Origin of the sequence: Bacillus salipaludis (assembly GCF_030938565.1) — a bacterium.
Classification (GTDB): domain Bacteria; phylum Bacillota; class Bacilli; order Bacillales; family Cytobacillaceae; genus Neobacillus; species Neobacillus salipaludis_A.
The window spans coordinates 615849-635052 of sequence record NZ_JAVGVR010000001.1; the positions used below are offsets into that span (position 1 = coordinate 615849).

At 47.2% G+C, this 19204-nt stretch carries 5 protein-coding genes, 9 tRNA genes, 6 rRNA genes and 1 pseudogene; all 21 read left to right on the top strand.

Features of this window, described 5'->3' with window-relative positions; genetic code table 11:
* Positions 1–105: 105 nt before the first annotated feature.
* The 21 genes and pseudogenes from lysS (at position 106) to radA (ending at position 19203) form a co-directional block, all read left to right on the top strand.
* The gene (gene lysS, locus RCG21_RS02980; RefSeq protein WP_133339418.1) at positions 106–1590 is read left to right on the top strand and encodes a lysine--tRNA ligase; all 1485 of its coding nucleotides are present in this window, start codon (positions 106–108) and stop codon (positions 1588–1590) included.
* 352 nt (positions 1591–1942) lie between these two features.
* A 16S ribosomal RNA gene (locus RCG21_RS02985) occupies positions 1943–3492 on the top strand.
* Between the two features lie 196 nt (positions 3493–3688).
* Positions 3689–6625, top strand: a 23S ribosomal RNA gene (locus tag RCG21_RS02990).
* Positions 6626–6706: 81 nt separating this feature from the next.
* Positions 6707–6823, top strand: a 5S ribosomal RNA gene (rrf, locus tag RCG21_RS02995).
* Positions 6824–6833: 10 nt separating this feature from the next.
* Positions 6834–6909: transfer RNA gene (locus tag RCG21_RS03000), tRNA-Val, on the top strand.
* A 38-nt stretch (positions 6910–6947) separates the two neighbouring features.
* Positions 6948–7023: transfer RNA gene (locus RCG21_RS03005), tRNA-Thr, on the top strand.
* 64 nt (positions 7024–7087) lie between these two features.
* Positions 7088–7163 (top strand) — tRNA-Lys (locus RCG21_RS03010).
* A 13-nt stretch (positions 7164–7176) separates the two neighbouring features.
* Positions 7177–7261 (top strand) — tRNA-Leu (locus tag RCG21_RS03015).
* Positions 7262–7277: 16 nt separating this feature from the next.
* Positions 7278–7352 (top strand) — tRNA-Gly (locus RCG21_RS03020).
* A 5-nt stretch (positions 7353–7357) separates the two neighbouring features.
* Positions 7358–7446 (top strand) — tRNA-Leu (locus RCG21_RS03025).
* Positions 7447–7467: 21 nt separating this feature from the next.
* Positions 7468–7544, top strand: a tRNA-Arg gene (locus RCG21_RS03030).
* A 5-nt stretch (positions 7545–7549) separates the two neighbouring features.
* Positions 7550–7626 (top strand) — tRNA-Pro (locus tag RCG21_RS03035).
* A gap of 22 nt (positions 7627–7648) precedes the next feature.
* Positions 7649–7724 (top strand) — tRNA-Ala (locus RCG21_RS03040).
* A 173-nt stretch (positions 7725–7897) separates the two neighbouring features.
* A 16S ribosomal RNA gene (locus tag RCG21_RS03045) occupies positions 7898–9447 on the top strand.
* A 196-nt stretch (positions 9448–9643) separates the two neighbouring features.
* Positions 9644–12580: ribosomal RNA gene (locus RCG21_RS03050) — 23S ribosomal RNA — on the top strand.
* A gap of 81 nt (positions 12581–12661) precedes the next feature.
* Positions 12662–12778 (top strand): 5S ribosomal RNA (rrf, locus tag RCG21_RS03055).
* Together the 16S, 23S and 5S rRNA genes with 9 tRNA genes alongside form the textbook arrangement of a ribosomal RNA operon.
* Before the next feature lie 326 nt (positions 12779–13104).
* Entirely contained in the window at positions 13105–13566 is a 462-nt protein-coding gene (locus RCG21_RS03060; protein ID WP_026574058.1) for a CtsR family transcriptional regulator, read from the top strand.
* Between the two features lie 26 nt (positions 13567–13592).
* A pseudogene (mcsA, locus tag RCG21_RS33745) lies at positions 13593–14120 on the top strand (protein-arginine kinase activator protein McsA); the annotation flags it as partial.
* A 21-nt stretch (positions 14121–14141) separates the two neighbouring features.
* Positions 14142–15215: a protein-arginine kinase McsB gene (mcsB, locus tag RCG21_RS03070; protein WP_308914242.1), complete on the top strand. Its 1074-nt coding sequence runs from the start codon at positions 14142–14144 to the stop codon at positions 15213–15215.
* A 13-nt stretch (positions 15216–15228) separates the two neighbouring features.
* Complete coding sequence (clpC, locus tag RCG21_RS03075) at positions 15229–17670, top strand: ATP-dependent protease ATP-binding subunit ClpC (protein ID WP_133339262.1); 2442 nt, start codon at positions 15229–15231, stop codon at positions 17668–17670.
* Positions 17671–17820: 150 nt separating this feature from the next.
* Positions 17821–19203, top strand: a complete 1383-nt coding sequence (radA, locus tag RCG21_RS03080; protein ID WP_133339260.1) for a DNA repair protein RadA — start codon at positions 17821–17823, stop codon at positions 19201–19203.
* The last annotated feature ends 1 nt before the right edge of the window (position 19204 follow it).

Here is a 19204-nt window from a genome sequence, read left to right on the forward strand (position 1 = left end):
TTTTAATGTCTGAATTCCTAAGTTTGTGTAAAATAATATAGTATGTATAAAAATGCGGATTTAGAATGCTATTTACATAAAAAGAGATAATTGGAGTTGATTTGCATGAGTCAAGAAGAATTAAATGACCAACTAGTGGTCAGACGGGATAAAATGAATTCCATGCGTGAAAAAGGTCTAGACCCATTTGGAAAACGCTTTGACCGCACGCATAATGCGATGGAATTGATTGAACAGTACGGAGAGCTTGAAAAGGAAGTTATTGAAGCTAAAAATGTAACTGTTACTCTTGCGGGAAGAATTATGACAAAGCGCGGTAAAGGAAAAGCTGGATTTGCCCACATTCAAGATTTAACAGGCCAAATTCAAGTATATGTTAGGCAAGATGCAGTGGGAGAAGAAAAGTATGAGATTTTTGATTCGGCTGATTTAGGTGACATTATTGGGGTATCCGGTACCCTATTTAAAACAAAAGTTGGCGAATTGTCTATTAAAGTACAAGGTTTTGAGTTTTTAACGAAAGCATTACGACCGCTTCCAGATAAATTCCATGGTCTTAAGGACGTAGAACAGCGCTACCGTCAGCGTTACTTAGATTTAATTATGAGCGAAGAAAGTAAAAAGACCTTCATCATGCGCAGTCGTATTATCCAGGAGATGCGCCGTTATTTAGATAACCATGGCTATTTAGAAGTTGAAACTCCGATGATGCATGCTATTGCCGGGGGGGCGTCTGCTCGTCCGTTCATCACACATCACAATGCTCTTGATATGCCGTTATATATGCGCATCGCGATTGAGCTTCATTTGAAGAGACTAATCGTCGGCGGACTTGAAAAAGTCTATGAAATTGGCCGTGTTTTCCGTAATGAAGGAGTATCAACGCGCCATAATCCGGAGTTTACAATGATTGAACTGTATGAAGCGTATGCTGACTACAGAGATATTATGAGTCTTACAGAGAATCTAGTTGCTCATATTGCTCAAGAAGTCTTAGGGACAACAACTGTTCAATATGGTGATTATGAGGTAGACCTAAAACCAGAATGGAAAAGACTTCATATGGTAGATTCAATTAAGGAATACACAGGTGTGGATTTCTGGAAAGAGATGAGTGTCGATGAAGCACGTGCACTGGCGAAAGAGCATGGTGTGGAAATTACCGAACATATGTTATACGGCCATATCGTTAATGAATTCTTTGAACAAAAAGTAGAGGAGAAACTGATTCAGCCAACCTTTATTTATGGACATCCAGTTGAGATATCGCCGCTGGCAAAGAAAAACGATGAGGATCCACGATTTACGGATCGCTTTGAATTATTTATTGTTGCTCGTGAACATGCGAATGCCTTTACGGAACTAAATGATCCAATTGATCAGCGGGAGCGTTTTGAAGCTCAATTAAAGGAAAAAGAACAAGGCAATGATGAAGCACACGAAATGGATGAAGACTTCGTAGAAGCACTTGAATATGGTATGCCACCAACAGGCGGCTTAGGGATCGGAATCGACCGTTTGGTCATGCTTTTAACCAATTCGCCTTCCATTCGCGATGTATTATTATTCCCATTAATGCGCCAACGCTAATATTTCTTAAAACTAGTGCCGGGTCCTGCCTGGCACTTTTTATTTAGAAGTTTAAAATCGAAGAATGTGAATATTTTTATTTTAAATTTGATGAATAAAAATTTAAAAAGACTATTGCGTGCTGAGTCCAATGGTGGTATATTTATATTCGTTGTTGCGAGACAACAACATGCAAGAAAAAATAATTAAAAAAGTTGTTGACTTTAAGTTGGTAACTTGGTAAGATGATTAAGTCGCCTTTGAGCGACAAAGAAATTTGTTCTTTGAAAACTAAACAAACAAAAACGTCAACAAACAATAATATTCATTTCTTTTGAAATGAAGCCAACGTAACATTCGAGCTAAATCAACTTTCTTGGAGAGTTTGATCCTGGCTCAGGACGAACGCTGGCGGCGTGCCTAATACATGCAAGTCGAGCGAATCAACAGGAGCTTGCTCCTGTTGGTTAGCGGCGGACGGGTGAGTAACACGTGGGCAACCTGCCTGTAAGACTGGGATAACTTCGGGAAACCGGAGCTAATACCGGATAATCCTTTTCCTCTCATGAGGAAAAGCTGAAAGTCGGTTTCGGCTGACACTTACAGATGGGCCCGCGGCGCATTAGCTAGTTGGTGAGGTAACGGCTCACCAAGGCGACGATGCGTAGCCGACCTGAGAGGGTGATCGGCCACACTGGGACTGAGACACGGCCCAGACTCCTACGGGAGGCAGCAGTAGGGAATCTTCCGCAATGGACGAAAGTCTGACGGAGCAACGCCGCGTGAGCGATGAAGGCCTTCGGGTCGTAAAGCTCTGTTGTTAGGGAAGAACAAGTATCGGAGTAACTGCCGGTGCCTTGACGGTACCTAACCAGAAAGCCACGGCTAACTACGTGCCAGCAGCCGCGGTAATACGTAGGTGGCAAGCGTTGTCCGGAATTATTGGGCGTAAAGCGCGCGCAGGCGGTCCTTTAAGTCTGATGTGAAAGCCCACGGCTCAACCGTGGAGGGTCATTGGAAACTGGGGGACTTGAGTGCAGAAGAGGAAAGCGGAATTCCACGTGTAGCGGTGAAATGCGTAGAGATGTGGAGGAACACCAGTGGCGAAGGCGGCTTTCTGGTCTGTAACTGACGCTGAGGCGCGAAAGCGTGGGGAGCAAACAGGATTAGATACCCTGGTAGTCCACGCCGTAAACGATGAGTGCTAAGTGTTAGAGGGTTTCCGCCCTTTAGTGCTGCAGCTAACGCATTAAGCACTCCGCCTGGGGAGTACGGCCGCAAGGCTGAAACTCAAAGGAATTGACGGGGGCCCGCACAAGCGGTGGAGCATGTGGTTTAATTCGAAGCAACGCGAAGAACCTTACCAGGTCTTGACATCCTCTGACACTCCTAGAGATAGGACTTTCCCCTTCGGGGGACAGAGTGACAGGTGGTGCATGGTTGTCGTCAGCTCGTGTCGTGAGATGTTGGGTTAAGTCCCGCAACGAGCGCAACCCTTGATCTTAGTTGCCAGCATTCAGTTGGGCACTCTAAGGTGACTGCCGGTGACAAACCGGAGGAAGGTGGGGATGACGTCAAATCATCATGCCCCTTATGACCTGGGCTACACACGTGCTACAATGGATGGTACAAAGGGCTGCGAAACCGCGAGGTTTAGCCAATCCCATAAAACCATTCTCAGTTCGGATTGTAGGCTGCAACTCGCCTACATGAAGCCGGAATCGCTAGTAATCGCGGATCAGCATGCCGCGGTGAATACGTTCCCGGGCCTTGTACACACCGCCCGTCACACCACGAGAGTTTGTAACACCCGAAGTCGGTGGGGTAACCGTAAGGAGCCAGCCGCCTAAGGTGGGACAGATGATTGGGGTGAAGTCGTAACAAGGTAGCCGTATCGGAAGGTGCGGCTGGATCACCTCCTTTCTAAGGATAATGCAGTCCTTATGGACTGATAAGATGTTGACCGTTTCTTGTTTGTTTAGTTTTGAGGGAGCAATTCTCTCAAAGCTTTTTTAAATCGTTCTTTGAAAACTAGATAATCGTAAGAAGAAGTAACCAAGTAAAAACCGAGTAATCGCCATTTTAGTTTTTCTCTCTAATTTTAGAGTAAAACCTTTTAGGTTAAGTTAGAAAGGGCGCACGGTGAATGCCTTGGCACTAGGAGCCGATGAAGGACGGGACTAACACCGATATGCTTCGGGGAGCTGTAAGTAAGCTTTGATCCGGAGATTTCCGAATGGGGGAACCCACTGTTCGTAATGGAGCAGTATCTTTATCTGAATACATAGGATAATGAAGGCAGACCCGGGGAACTGAAACATCTAAGTACCCGGAGGAAGAGAAAGCAAACGCGATTCCCTGAGTAGCGGCGAGCGAAACGGGAACAGCCCAAACCGAAAGGCTTGCCTTTCGGGGTTGTAGGACACTCAACATGGAGTTACAAAGGAACGGGGTAGATGAAGCGATCTGGAAAGGTCCGTCATAGAAGGTAAAAACCCTGTAGTTGAAACTTCGTTCCCTCCTGAGTGGATCCTGAGTACGGCCGGACACGTGAAATCCGGTCGGAAGCAGGGAGGACCATCTCCCAAGGCTAAATACTCCCTAGTGACCGATAGTGAACCAGTACCGTGAGGGAAAGGTGAAAAGCACCCCGGAAGGGGAGTGAAATAGTTCCTGAAACCGTGTGCCTACAAGTAGTCAGAGCCCGTTTATGGGTGATGGCGTGCCTTTTGTAGAATGAACCGGCGAGTTACGATTACATGCAAGGTTAAGTTGATGAGACGGAGCCGCAGCGAAAGCGAGTCTGAATAGGGCGAATTTAGTATGTGGTCGTAGACCCGAAACCAGGTGATCTACCCATGTCCAGGGTGAAGTCCAGGTAACACTGGATGGAGGCCCGAACCCACGCACGTTGAAAAGTGCGGGGATGAGGTGTGGGTAGCGGAGAAATTCCAATCGAACTTGGAGATAGCTGGTTCTCTCCGAAATAGCTTTAGGGCTAGCCTCACGAAGTAAGAGTCTTGGAGGTAGAGCACTGTTTGGACTAGGGGCCCTCATCGGGTTACCGAATTCAGACAAACTCCGAATGCCAATGACTTATCCGTGGGAGTCAGACTGCGAGTGATAAGATCCGTAGTCAAAAGGGAAACAGCCCAGACCACCAGCTAAGGTCCCAAAGTATACGTTAAGTGGAAAAGGATGTGGAGTTGCTTAGACAACCAGGATGTTGGCTTAGAAGCAGCCACCATTTAAAGAGTGCGTAATAGCTCACTGGTCGAGTGACTCTGCGCCGAAAATGTACCGGGGCTAAACGTATCACCGAAGCTGTGGGTGGACACCATTAGGTGTCCGCGGTAGGAGAGCGTTCTAAGGGCGTTGAAGCTAGACCGTAAGGACTGGTGGAGCGCTTAGAAGTGAGAATGCCGGTATGAGTAGCGAAAGATGAGTGAGAATCTCATCCACCGAATGCCTAAGGTTTCCTGAGGAAGGCTCGTCCGCTCAGGGTTAGTCGGGACCTAAGCCGAGGCCGAAAGGCGTAGGCGATGGACAACAGGTTGATATTCCTGTACCACCTCTTTATCGTTTGAGTGATGGGGGGACGCAGGAGGATAGGGAAAGCGCGCTATTGGATATGCGCGTCCAAGCAGTTAGGCTGAGAAGTAGGAAAATCCGCTTCTCGCGAAGGCTGAGCTGTGACGGCGAGGGAAATTTAGTACCGAAGTTCCTGATTCCACACTGCCAAGAAAAGCCTCTAGCGAGATAAAAGGTGCCCGTACCGCAAACCGACACAGGTAGGCGAGGAGAGAATCCTAAGGTGAGCGAGAGAACTCTCGTTAAGGAACTCGGCAAAATGACCCCGTAACTTCGGGAGAAGGGGTGCTCTTTGAGGTGAATAGCCTCGAAGAGCCGCAGTGAATAGGCCCAGGCGACTGTTTAGCAAAAACACAGGTCTCTGCGAAGCCGCAAGGCGAAGTATAGGGGCTGACGCCTGCCCGGTGCTGGAAGGTTAAGAGGAGGGGTTAGCGCAAGCGAAGCTCTGAATCGAAGCCCCAGTAAACGGCGGCCGTAACTATAACGGTCCTAAGGTAGCGAAATTCCTTGTCGGGTAAGTTCCGACCCGCACGAAAGGCGTAACGATCTGGGCACTGTCTCAACGAGAGACTCGGTGAAATTATAGTACCTGTGAAGATGCAGGTTACCCGCGACAGGACGGAAAGACCCCATGGAGCTTTACTGTAGCCTGATATTGAATTTTGGTACAGCTTGTACAGGATAGGTAGGAGCCGTAGAAGCCGGAGCGCTAGCTTCGGTGGAGGCGTCGGTGGGATACTACCCTGGCTGTATTGAAATTCTAACCCGCACCCCTTATCGGGGTGGGAGACAGTGTCAGGTGGGCAGTTTGACTGGGGCGGTCGCCTCCTAAAGAGTAACGGAGGCGCCCAAAGGTTCCCTCAGAATGGTTGGAAATCATTCGCAGAGTGTAAAGGCATAAGGGAGCTTGACTGCGAGACCTACAAGTCGAGCAGGGACGAAAGTCGGGCTTAGTGATCCGGTGGTTCCGCATGGAAGGGCCATCGCTCAACGGATAAAAGCTACCCTGGGGATAACAGGCTTATCTCCCCCAAGAGTCCACATCGACGGGGAGGTTTGGCACCTCGATGTCGGCTCATCGCATCCTGGGGCTGTAGTCGGTCCCAAGGGTTGGGCTGTTCGCCCATTAAAGCGGTACGCGAGCTGGGTTCAGAACGTCGTGAGACAGTTCGGTCCCTATCCGTCGTGGGCGCAGGAAATTTGAGAGGAGCTGTCCTTAGTACGAGAGGACCGGGATGGACGCACCGCTGGTGTACCAGTTGTCTTGCCAAAGGCATCGCTGGGTAGCTATGTGCGGACGGGATAAGTGCTGAAAGCATCTAAGCATGAAGCCCCCCTCAAGATGAGATTTCCCATAGCGTCAAGCTAGTAAGATCCCTGAAAGATGATCAGGTTGATAGGTCAGAGGTGGAAGCGTGGCGACATGTGGAGCTGACTGATACTAATCGATCGAGGACTTAACCATAGTCTTAAGGTGAACTCGTTTTTACTAAAAACTTCTTCTGTATTATCTAGTTTTGAGGGAATGATACCTCAAACTTAATAGTCTGGCAATAATGGCGAGAAGGTCACACCCGTTCCCATACCGAACACGGAAGTTAAGCTTCTCAGCGCCGATGGTAGTTGGGGGCTGTCCCCCTGTGAGAGTAGGACGTTGCCAGGCTTTGTATAATGGAGGATTAGCTCAGCTGGGAGAGCATCTGCCTTACAAGCAGAGGGTCGGCGGTTCGATCCCGTCATCCTCCACCATGATTTTTTCACGAAAGTGAAAATATTCTTCAATAAATGCCGGTTTAGCTCAATTGGTAGAGCAACTGACTTGTAATCAGTAGGTTGGGGGTTCAAGTCCTCTAGCCGGCACCATGTTTCTTGCTTTTCTGAATAATATCAGCAAAAGAAACTAATTGCTTTTTTTGGAAATTATTTTGAGCCATTAGCTCAGTTGGTAGAGCATCTGACTTTTAATCAGAGGGTCGAAGGTTCGAGTCCTTCATGGCTCACCATTTAATTGGATATGCGGGTGTGGCGGAATTGGCAGACGCACCAGACTTAGGATCTGGCGCCGCAAGGCGTGGGGGTTCGACTCCCTTCACCCGCACCATTTAAGTTTAATATATGCGGAAGTAGTTCAGTGGTAGAACACCACCTTGCCAAGGTGGGGGTCGCGGGTTCGAATCCCGTCTTCCGCTCCACTCTTGCCGGGGTGGCGGAACTGGCAGACGCACAGGACTTAAAATCCTGCGGTAGGTGACTACCGTACCGGTTCGATTCCGGTCCTCGGCACCAGAGTTTTTGATAATTCAAAATGCGCCCGTAGCTCAATTGGATAGAGCGTTTGACTACGGATCAAAAGGTTATGGGTTCGACTCCTTTCGGGCGCGCCACATTTCGGGAAGTAGCTCAGCTTGGTAGAGCACTTGGTTTGGGACCAAGGGGTCGCAGGTTCGAATCCTGTCTTCCCGACCAGTACTTCTTATTTAATGATCACGGGGTCTTAGCTCAGCTGGGAGAGCGCCTGCTTTGCACGCAGGAGGTCAGGGGTTCGATCCCCCTAGACTCCACCAAAAAAGATAAAAAAGTTGTTGACTTTAAGTTAGTAACTTGGTAAGATGATTAAGTCGCCTTTGAGCGACAGTGAAATTTGTTCTTTGAAAACTAAACAAACAAAAACGTCAACAAACAATAATATTCATTTCTTTTGAAATGAAGCCAACGTAACATTCGAGCTAAATCAACTTTCTTGGAGAGTTTGATCCTGGCTCAGGACGAACGCTGGCGGCGTGCCTAATACATGCAAGTCGAGCGAATCAACAGGAGCTTGCTCCTGTTGGTTAGCGGCGGACGGGTGAGTAACACGTGGGCAACCTGCCTGTAAGACTGGGATAACTTCGGGAAACCGGAGCTAATACCGGATAATCCTTTTCCTCTCATGAGGAAAAGCTGAAAGTCGGTTTCGGCTGACACTTACAGATGGGCCCGCGGCGCATTAGCTAGTTGGTGAGGTAACGGCTCACCAAGGCGACGATGCGTAGCCGACCTGAGAGGGTGATCGGCCACACTGGGACTGAGACACGGCCCAGACTCCTACGGGAGGCAGCAGTAGGGAATCTTCCGCAATGGACGAAAGTCTGACGGAGCAACGCCGCGTGAGCGATGAAGGCCTTCGGGTCGTAAAGCTCTGTTGTTAGGGAAGAACAAGTATCGGAGTAACTGCCGGTGCCTTGACGGTACCTAACCAGAAAGCCACGGCTAACTACGTGCCAGCAGCCGCGGTAATACGTAGGTGGCAAGCGTTGTCCGGAATTATTGGGCGTAAAGCGCGCGCAGGCGGTCCTTTAAGTCTGATGTGAAAGCCCACGGCTCAACCGTGGAGGGTCATTGGAAACTGGGGGACTTGAGTGCAGAAGAGGAAAGCGGAATTCCACGTGTAGCGGTGAAATGCGTAGAGATGTGGAGGAACACCAGTGGCGAAGGCGGCTTTCTGGTCTGTAACTGACGCTGAGGCGCGAAAGCGTGGGGAGCAAACAGGATTAGATACCCTGGTAGTCCACGCCGTAAACGATGAGTGCTAAGTGTTAGAGGGTTTCCGCCCTTTAGTGCTGCAGCTAACGCATTAAGCACTCCGCCTGGGGAGTACGGCCGCAAGGCTGAAACTCAAAGGAATTGACGGGGGCCCGCACAAGCGGTGGAGCATGTGGTTTAATTCGAAGCAACGCGAAGAACCTTACCAGGTCTTGACATCCTCTGACACTCCTAGAGATAGGACTTTCCCCTTCGGGGGACAGAGTGACAGGTGGTGCATGGTTGTCGTCAGCTCGTGTCGTGAGATGTTGGGTTAAGTCCCGCAACGAGCGCAACCCTTGATCTTAGTTGCCAGCATTCAGTTGGGCACTCTAAGGTGACTGCCGGTGACAAACCGGAGGAAGGTGGGGATGACGTCAAATCATCATGCCCCTTATGACCTGGGCTACACACGTGCTACAATGGATGGTACAAAGGGCTGCGAAACCGCGAGGTTTAGCCAATCCCATAAAACCATTCTCAGTTCGGATTGTAGGCTGCAACTCGCCTACATGAAGCCGGAATCGCTAGTAATCGCGGATCAGCATGCCGCGGTGAATACGTTCCCGGGCCTTGTACACACCGCCCGTCACACCACGAGAGTTTGTAACACCCGAAGTCGGTGGGGTAACCGTAAGGAGCCAGCCGCCTAAGGTGGGACAGATGATTGGGGTGAAGTCGTAACAAGGTAGCCGTATCGGAAGGTGCGGCTGGATCACCTCCTTTCTAAGGATAATGCAGTCCTTATGGACTGATAAGATGTTGACCGTTTCTTGTTTGTTTAGTTTTGAGGGAGCAATTCTCTCAAAGCTTTTTTAAATCGTTCTTTGAAAACTAGATAATCGTAAGAAGAAGTAACCAAGTAAAAACCGAGTAATCGCCATTTTAGTTTTTCTCTCTAATTTTAGAGTAAAACCTTTTAGGTTAAGTTAGAAAGGGCGCACGGTGAATGCCTTGGCACTAGGAGCCGATGAAGGACGGGACTAACACCGATATGCTTCGGGGAGCTGTAAGTAAGCTTTGATCCGGAGATTTCCGAATGGGGGAACCCACTGTTCGTAATGGAGCAGTATCTTTATCTGAATACATAGGATAATGAAGGCAGACCCGGGGAACTGAAACATCTAAGTACCCGGAGGAAGAGAAAGCAAACGCGATTCCCTGAGTAGCGGCGAGCGAAACGGGAACAGCCCAAACCGAAAGGCTTGCCTTTCGGGGTTGTAGGACACTCAACATGGAGTTACAAAGGAACGGGGTAGATGAAGCGATCTGGAAAGGTCCGTCATAGAAGGTAAAAACCCTGTAGTTGAAACTTCGTTCCCTCCTGAGTGGATCCTGAGTACGGCCGGACACGTGAAATCCGGTCGGAAGCAGGGAGGACCATCTCCCAAGGCTAAATACTCCCTAGTGACCGATAGTGAACCAGTACCGTGAGGGAAAGGTGAAAAGCACCCCGGAAGGGGAGTGAAATAGTTCCTGAAACCGTGTGCCTACAAGTAGTCAGAGCCCGTTTATGGGTGATGGCGTGCCTTTTGTAGAATGAACCGGCGAGTTACGATTACATGCAAGGTTAAGTTGATGAGACGGAGCCGCAGCGAAAGCGAGTCTGAATAGGGCGAATTTAGTATGTGGTCGTAGACCCGAAACCAGGTGATCTACCCATGTCCAGGGTGAAGTCCAGGTAACACTGGATGGAGGCCCGAACCCACGCACGTTGAAAAGTGCGGGGATGAGGTGTGGGTAGCGGAGAAATTCCAATCGAACTTGGAGATAGCTGGTTCTCTCCGAAATAGCTTTAGGGCTAGCCTCACGAAGTAAGAGTCTTGGAGGTAGAGCACTGTTTGGACTAGGGGCCCTCATCGGGTTACCGAATTCAGACAAACTCCGAATGCCAATGACTTATCCGTGGGAGTCAGACTGCGAGTGATAAGATCCGTAGTCAAAAGGGAAACAGCCCAGACCACCAGCTAAGGTCCCAAAGTATACGTTAAGTGGAAAAGGATGTGGAGTTGCTTAGACAACCAGGATGTTGGCTTAGAAGCAGCCACCATTTAAAGAGTGCGTAATAGCTCACTGGTCGAGTGACTCTGCGCCGAAAATGTACCGGGGCTAAACGTATCACCGAAGCTGTGGGTGGACACCATTAGGTGTCCGCGGTAGGAGAGCGTTCTAAGGGCGTTGAAGCTAGACCGTAAGGACTGGTGGAGCGCTTAGAAGTGAGAATGCCGGTATGAGTAGCGAAAGATGAGTGAGAATCTCATCCACCGAATGCCTAAGGTTTCCTGAGGAAGGCTCGTCCGCTCAGGGTTAGTCGGGACCTAAGCCGAGGCCGAAAGGCGTAGGCGATGGACAACAGGTTGATATTCCTGTACCACCTCTTTATCGTTTGAGTGATGGGGGGACGCAGGAGGATAGGGAAAGCGCGCTATTGGATATGCGCGTCCAAGCAGTTAGGCTGAGAAGTAGGAAAATCCGCTTCTCGCGAAGGCTGAGCTGTGACGGCGAGGGAAATTTAGTACCGAAGTTCCTGATTCCACACTGCCAAGAAAAGCCTCTAGCGAGATAAAAGGTGCCCGTACCGCAAACCGACACAGGTAGGCGAGGAGAGAATCCTAAGGTGAGCGAGAGAACTCTCGTTAAGGAACTCGGCAAAATGACCCCGTAACTTCGGGAGAAGGGGTGCTCTTTGAGGTGAATAGCCTCGAAGAGCCGCAGTGAATAGGCCCAGGCGACTGTTTAGCAAAAACACAGGTCTCTGCGAAGCCGCAAGGCGAAGTATAGGGGCTGACGCCTGCCCGGTGCTGGAAGGTTAAGAGGAGGGGTTAGCGCAAGCGAAGCTCTGAATCGAAGCCCCAGTAAACGGCGGCCGTAACTATAACGGTCCTAAGGTAGCGAAATTCCTTGTCGGGTAAGTTCCGACCCGCACGAAAGGCGTAACGATCTGGGCACTGTCTCAACGAGAGACTCGGTGAAATTATAGTACCTGTGAAGATGCAGGTTACCCGCGACAGGACGGAAAGACCCCATGGAGCTTTACTGTAGCCTGATATTGAATTTTGGTACAGCTTGTACAGGATAGGTAGGAGCCGTAGAAGCCGGAGCGCTAGCTTCGGTGGAGGCGTCGGTGGGATACTACCCTGGCTGTATTGAAATTCTAACCCGCACCCCTTATCGGGGTGGGAGACAGTGTCAGGTGGGCAGTTTGACTGGGGCGGTCGCCTCCTAAAGAGTAACGGAGGCGCCCAAAGGTTCCCTCAGAATGGTTGGAAATCATTCGCAGAGTGTAAAGGCATAAGGGAGCTTGACTGCGAGACCTACAAGTCGAGCAGGGACGAAAGTCGGGCTTAGTGATCCGGTGGTTCCGCATGGAAGGGCCATCGCTCAACGGATAAAAGCTACCCTGGGGATAACAGGCTTATCTCCCCCAAGAGTCCACATCGACGGGGAGGTTTGGCACCTCGATGTCGGCTCATCGCATCCTGGGGCTGTAGTCGGTCCCAAGGGTTGGGCTGTTCGCCCATTAAAGCGGTACGCGAGCTGGGTTCAGAACGTCGTGAGACAGTTCGGTCCCTATCCGTCGTGGGCGCAGGAAATTTGAGAGGAGCTGTCCTTAGTACGAGAGGACCGGGATGGACGCACCGCTGGTGTACCAGTTGTCTTGCCAAAGGCATCGCTGGGTAGCTATGTGCGGACGGGATAAGTGCTGAAAGCATCTAAGCATGAAGCCCCCCTCAAGATGAGATTTCCCATAGCGTCAAGCTAGTAAGATCCCTGAAAGATGATCAGGTTGATAGGTCAGAGGTGGAAGCGTGGCGACATGTGGAGCTGACTGATACTAATCGATCGAGGACTTAACCATAGTCTTAAGGTGAACTCGTTTTTACTAAAAACTTCTTCTGTATTATCTAGTTTTGAGGGAATGATACCTCAAACTTAATAGTCTGGCAATAATGGCGAGAAGGTCACACCCGTTCCCATACCGAACACGGAAGTTAAGCTTCTCAGCGCCGATGGTAGTTGGGGGCTGTCCCCCTGTGAGAGTAGGACGTTGCCAGGCATAATGAGGGACAACCTGATGAGGGTTGTCCTTTTTTGTGTTTTGTGGACGTAATTACAGTAATCACCCCCTCCTATATCTAATTACAGACAAATATCCCCAAACATTTTACCACCACCATGTTTCACAATGACGAGATTTGGAGAAAATCATTAGTATCTGATTGTTGAAACTTCAAACGCTTTTCAGTATAATTAATGTCAAATATAGTCAAAGTCAGAAACACCAGCTAAACAATAATTTAAATAAAATCAAGCAAAAGGAGGTGAATCCTGGCAGCGGCAAAATATTGAAAAAAATCAAATAAGCTGCAGCCAGTTGGGAAGATGAGAAACATCTCCGACATTATTGAAAATTATTTAAAAGCAGTGTTAGAAAAAAGCGAACAAGACCTCGTTGAAATTAAACGAAGTGAAATTGCAGATAAATTTCAATGTGTACCATCACAAATAAATTACGTAATTAATACCCGGTTTACAATAGAAAGAGGATATATTGTTGAGAGTAAACGCGGCGGTGGAGGGTATATAAGAATTACGAAAGTACAATCCCACGAATTTGCCGATCTAATCCATCATTTGATCTCACTTGTAGAGGAACGAATCAGCCAGGCAAGTGCTGAAGATGTTATTCTAAGACTTGTACATGAAGAAATTATTACAAATCGAGAAGCAAAAATCATGTTAAGTGTAATTGATCGTTCCGTTTTATATATTGAACTTCCGTACCGTGACGAATTGCGGGCAAGAATGTTAAAGGCAATGTTAACTACCTTAAAATATAAATAATGATACTAGCTGGAGGGGTGATGAGGATGATTTGCCAGGAATGTAATCAAAGGCCTGCAGCACTCCACTTCACAAAAATTATTAATGGTGAAAAAACAGAGGTTCATCTTTGTGAGAAATGTGCACAGGAAAAAGGGAATATGTTTATGTTAAATGGAGGCTCAAGTTTTGCCTTTAATAATTTATTAGCTGGACTTTTGAATATTGATCCTTCCTATCAAAAACAGGAAAAGAGCCCATTTCATCAGGAGGAAATTCTTCAATGCAGCCATTGCTCAATGACGTTTCCACAATTCTTAAAAATTGGACGCTTCGGATGTGCGCATTGTTATGAAACTTTTAAGGACCAGCTAAAGCCTGTTTTAAAACGTCTTCACAGCGGAAACTGGTCCCATAGTGGAAAGATTCCCAAAAGAATCGGTGGTGGCATTCATCTTCGAAAGCAAATCGACGAATTAAAAAATGAATTAAGAGATTTGATTACCCATGAAGAGTTTGAAAAAGCAGCAGAAGTACGTGATGAGATTCGTACACTTGAAAAACAGTTAACGGGCAGTCAGGGGGAGGGGAATAAAATGCCGCTTGAACGATTTATTAACCAAGCCCTTAGTTCATGGATGAGGCAGGTAGGGCCTGATTCAGATATAGTACTTAGTTCGCGAATCCGTTTAGCTCGAAACTTTGAGAAATATAAATTTCCGACATTATTTTCGCATGAAGAGGCAAAAGAGATTATTGCCAATCTAGAGGAAGTTTTAAATACGGCGGATATCACAAAGTTTGGGCAAATGGAATTATTAAAGATCAATGACCTACAGCCTCTTCAAAAATTAGTTTTAGTTGAAAAACATTTAATCAGTCCTCTTCTTGCAGAAGATTCACCCTATGGAGCTGTTCTTTTAACCGAAAATGAAGAAGTTAGTATTATGGTTAATGAAGAGGATCATATCCGTATTCAGTGCCTGTTCCCCGGTTTGCAGCTAAAAGAAGCACTTGAAGCAGCGAATGAAATTGATGACTGGCTTGAAAGCCGGATTCAATATGCATTTGATGAAAAACATGGTTATTTAACAAGCTGTCCCACAAATGTGGGAACCGGTCTCCGTGCTTCCGTCATGATGCATTTGCCTGGACTAATCCTAACGCAGCAAATGAATCGGATTATCCCGGCGATTAACCAATTAGGTCTTGTAGTTAGAGGGATTTATGGAGAGGGCAGTGAAGCATTAGGAAATATTTTTCAAATATCCAATCAAATTACTCTTGGGAAATCAGAAGAAGATATCTGCCGTGATTTAAAGGGGGTTGTTAGTCAGCTAATTTCACAAGAAAGGTCGGCTCGTGAAGCATTACGCAAAACTTCAAACATACAATTAGAAGACAGGGTATTCAGATCGTTCGGTGTATTATCCAATAGCCGGATTATCGAATCGAAGGAAGCTGCGAAATGTTTATCCGACGTTCAGCTTGGAATTGATATGGGATATATCACGAATATGCCCAAGAATATGTTAACGGAATTAATGATTTCAACCCAGCCGGGATTCTTGCAGCAATATGCAGGCGGGCCACTAAGGCCGCATGAAAGGGATATAAGGCGTGCGGCTTTAATTCGAGAACGAATAAAAATGGAAACCGATAAAAGGTGAGGAGGAAGAGAATATGATGTTCGGACGTTTTACAGAAAGAGCTCAAAAGGTATTAGCGTTAGCCCAAGAGGAAGCAATCCGTCTTGGCCATAATAATATTGGAACAGAGCATATTTTATTAGGACTGGTTCGTGAAGGGGAAGGGATTGCAGCAAAAGCACTTTATGGACTTGGTTTAGGCTCTGATAAAATTCAAAAAGAAGTTGAAAACTTAATTGGCAAAGGACAGGAAGTTCCGCAAACCATTCACTATACACCAAGAGCGAAAAAAGTAATTGAATTATCAATGGATGAGGCGAGAAAGCTGGGCCATTCATACGTTGGAACGGAACATATTCTCCTTGGTCTCATTCGTGAAGGTGAAGGAGTTGCGGCACGGGTTCTTAATAATCTAGGTGTTAGCCTAAATAAAGCACGCCAGCAAGTGTTGCAATTACTGGGCAGCAATGAGTCAGGCGGTCATCAGGGGAGTGCTTCTGCCAGCGCCAATACCCCAACACTGGACAGTCTTGCTAGAGATTTAACGGCAATCGCAAGGGAAGGAAGCCTTGACCCAGTGATTGGCCGAAGTAAAGAAATCCAGCGTGTTATTGAGGTATTAAGCCGCCGGACAAAAAACAACCCAGTTTTAATCGGGGAACCTGGTGTTGGTAAAACTGCAATAGCGGAAGGGCTTGCCCAGCAAATTGTTAATAATGAAGTTCCTGAGATTCTCCGGGATAAACGGGTCATGACGTTAGATATGGGAACGGTTGTTGCCGGTACAAAGTATCGCGGTGAGTTTGAGGACCGTTTGAAAAAGGTAATGGATGAAATCCGCCAAGCAGGTAATATCATTCTATTTATTGATGAACTACACACATTAATTGGAGCCGGTGGTGCGGAAGGTGCTATTGACGCCTCCAATATTTTAAAACCTTCCCTTGCACGCGGCGAGCTTCAGTGTATCGGTGCAACGACTCTGGATGAGTACCGTAAATACATTGAAAAGGATGCAGCGTTAGAGCGACGTTTCCAACCGATTCGTGTCGATGAACCGACAGCTGAAGAATCGATTCAAATTTTACAAGGATTGCGCGATCGCTACGAGGCACATCACCGTGTATCAATTACAGATGAAGCAATTGAAGCAGCTGTAAAATTATCGGACCGTTATATTTCTGATCGCTTCCTGCCGGATAAGGCGATTGACTTGATTGATGAAGCAGGTTCGAAAGTACGCTTACGTTCCTATACGACTCCTCCAAACTTAAAAGAACTAGAAGTAAAGCTTGAGGATGTCCGAAAGGAAAAAGATGCTTCAGTACAAAGCCAGGAATTTGAAAAAGCAGCATCTTTAAGGGATACGGAGCAGCGCCTGCGTGAACAGCTCGAAGAAACGAAAAAGACATGGAAAGAAAAACAAGGAAAAGAAAATAATGAAGTTACAGTTGAAGATATCGCGAATGTTGTTTCCAGTTGGACGGGAGTTCCGGTCTCAAGACTGGCTCAAACAGAAACAGAAAAGCTTCTTAATTTAGAAGAAATTTTACATTCTCGCGTAATTGGCCAGGAAGAAGCTGTTAAGGCGGTTTCGAAAGCAGTCCGTCGTGCACGGGCAGGATTAAAGGATCCAAAACGCCCAATCGGTTCCTTTGTTTTCCTTGGACCTACAGGTGTCGGGAAAACAGAGTTGGCAAGAGCACTTGCGGAAGCAATGTTTGGTGATGAAGAGGCAATGATTCGGATTGATATGTCTGAATACATGGAGAAACACTCCACTTCCCGTCTTGTCGGTTCCCCTCCGGGATATGTCGGCTATGAGGAAGGCGGACAATTAACGGAAAAAGTAAGAAGAAAACCTTATTCGGTTATTTTGCTGGATGAAATTGAAAAGGCACATCCTGATGTTTTCAATATTCTCTTGCAGGTTCTTGAAGATGGGCGCTTAACTGACTCAAAAGGAAGAACGGTTGATTTCCGTAATACCGTCTTGATCATGACATCAAACGTGGGTGCCGAGGCATTGAAACGCAATAAATATGTCGGCTTTAATATCCAGGATGGTGAGCAGGATTACAAAGACATGAAAGGGAAAGTGATGGAAGAATTGAAGAAGGCCTTCCGTCCAGAGTTCTTGAACCGGATTGATGAAATCATTGTCTTCCATGCATTGGAGAGAAAGCATTTGCAGGAAATTGTTACATTATTGTCTGATCAGTTAACAAAACGCTTGAAAGAACAAAATATTGAGCTTGAGTTAACGGAGGCAGCGAAGGATAAGATCTGCCTGGAAGGATATGATCCGGAATATGGGGCAAGACCACTGCGCCGCGCCATTCAGAAGCATATTGAAGATCGCCTATCTGAAGAGTTGCTAAAAGGTACAGTGCTAACAGGCCAGAATGTGATCATTGATGTTGATAATGGTGAATTTACCGTAAGGACGGCGGAAAAAACTAGTCTAGCAAAATAGATTTATAAAAGGTACAATCGGAAAAACACAAGTAGAGGTACACGTGAATATCGTTGATCGTGTGCCTCTTTATTTTTACATATTTATCCAATTGATTATTTGTTGTACAATAGGTGTGTAGATTACTTAAAGGCAAAAGAGGTAGAAGTAATGGTAAAGCGAAAAACTAAGTTCATGTGTCAGGAATGTGGATATGAATCTCCCAAATGGATGGGGAAATGTCCGGGATGCGGTCAGTGGAATAAGATGGTCGAAGAGGTAGAGGTAACGGGTGGAAATCGAAGAGGAGCCTTTGCACATGCCCAGGGCGGTGCGGAGATTCTTTCAAAGGCTATGCCGATCACGTCCATTGAAACAGGCAGTGAACCAAGGATTTTAACCAATTTGAGTGAGCTTAACCGAGTACTGGGTGGTGGAATTGTCAGGGGATCATTGGTCCTGATTGGCGGTGATCCAGGTATTGGTAAATCCACACTTCTTTTGCAGGTATCATCACAGCTCGCCCATAATGGGAATAAAGTTTTATACATATCCGGTGAAGAATCGCTAAGGCAGACCAAGCTTCGTGCCGAGCGCTTAGGGGTATCTTCTGAAAATTTATTTGTGTATTCGGAAACAAGCCTAGAGGAAATTAACCGCACGATCGAAGCTGCGAATCCGGCCTTTGTCATTATTGATTCGATTCAAACCATTTACCATCCCGAGGTTACTTCAGCCCCGGGCAGCGTTTCACAGGTTCGTGAATGTACGGCCGAGTTAATGAGAATTGGAAAGACGAAGGGAATTGCGATTTTTATTGTTGGGCATGTAACGAAAGAAGGTTCGATTGCCGGTCCAAGATTATTAGAGCATATGGTTGACACTGTTTTATATTTCGAAGGGGAACGGCATCATACGTACCGGATTTTACGTGCCGTGAAAAACCGCTTTGGCTCCACGAATGAAATGGGAATTTTTGAAATGAAAGAGGCTGGCCTTGAGGAAGTGGCGAACCCTTCGGAAATTTTTCTAGAAGAGCGTTCAAGGGGGGCGGCAGGTTCAACGGTTGTCGCTTCGATGGAGGGGACACGGCCAGTATTAGTGGAAATCCAAGCACTTATTTCTCCTACAAGCTTCGGGAATCCGAGAAGAATGGCCACAGGAATCGACCATAACCGGGTTCCGCTTTTAATGGCTGTATTGGAAAAGCGTGTCGGTATGCTGCTCGCCAATCAAGATGCCTATCTAAAGGTAGCTGGCGGAGTGAAGCTGGATGAACCGGCGATTGACTTAGCGATTGCGGTCAGCATTGCCTCAAGCTTTCGTGATCAGCCGACAAGACCAACGGACTGTATTATTGGGGAAGTAGGGTTAACCGGTGAGGTCAGAAGGGTATCTAGAATTGAGCAGCGTGTTCAAGAGGCAGCAAAGCTTGGATTTGAACGTGTGATTTTACCCGCTAATAATTTAAGTGGATGGACTGGACCAAAAGATATTCAATTAATTGGGGTTTCATCTGTAAGTGAAGCCCTTAAAGCAGCGTTGGGAGGGTAGT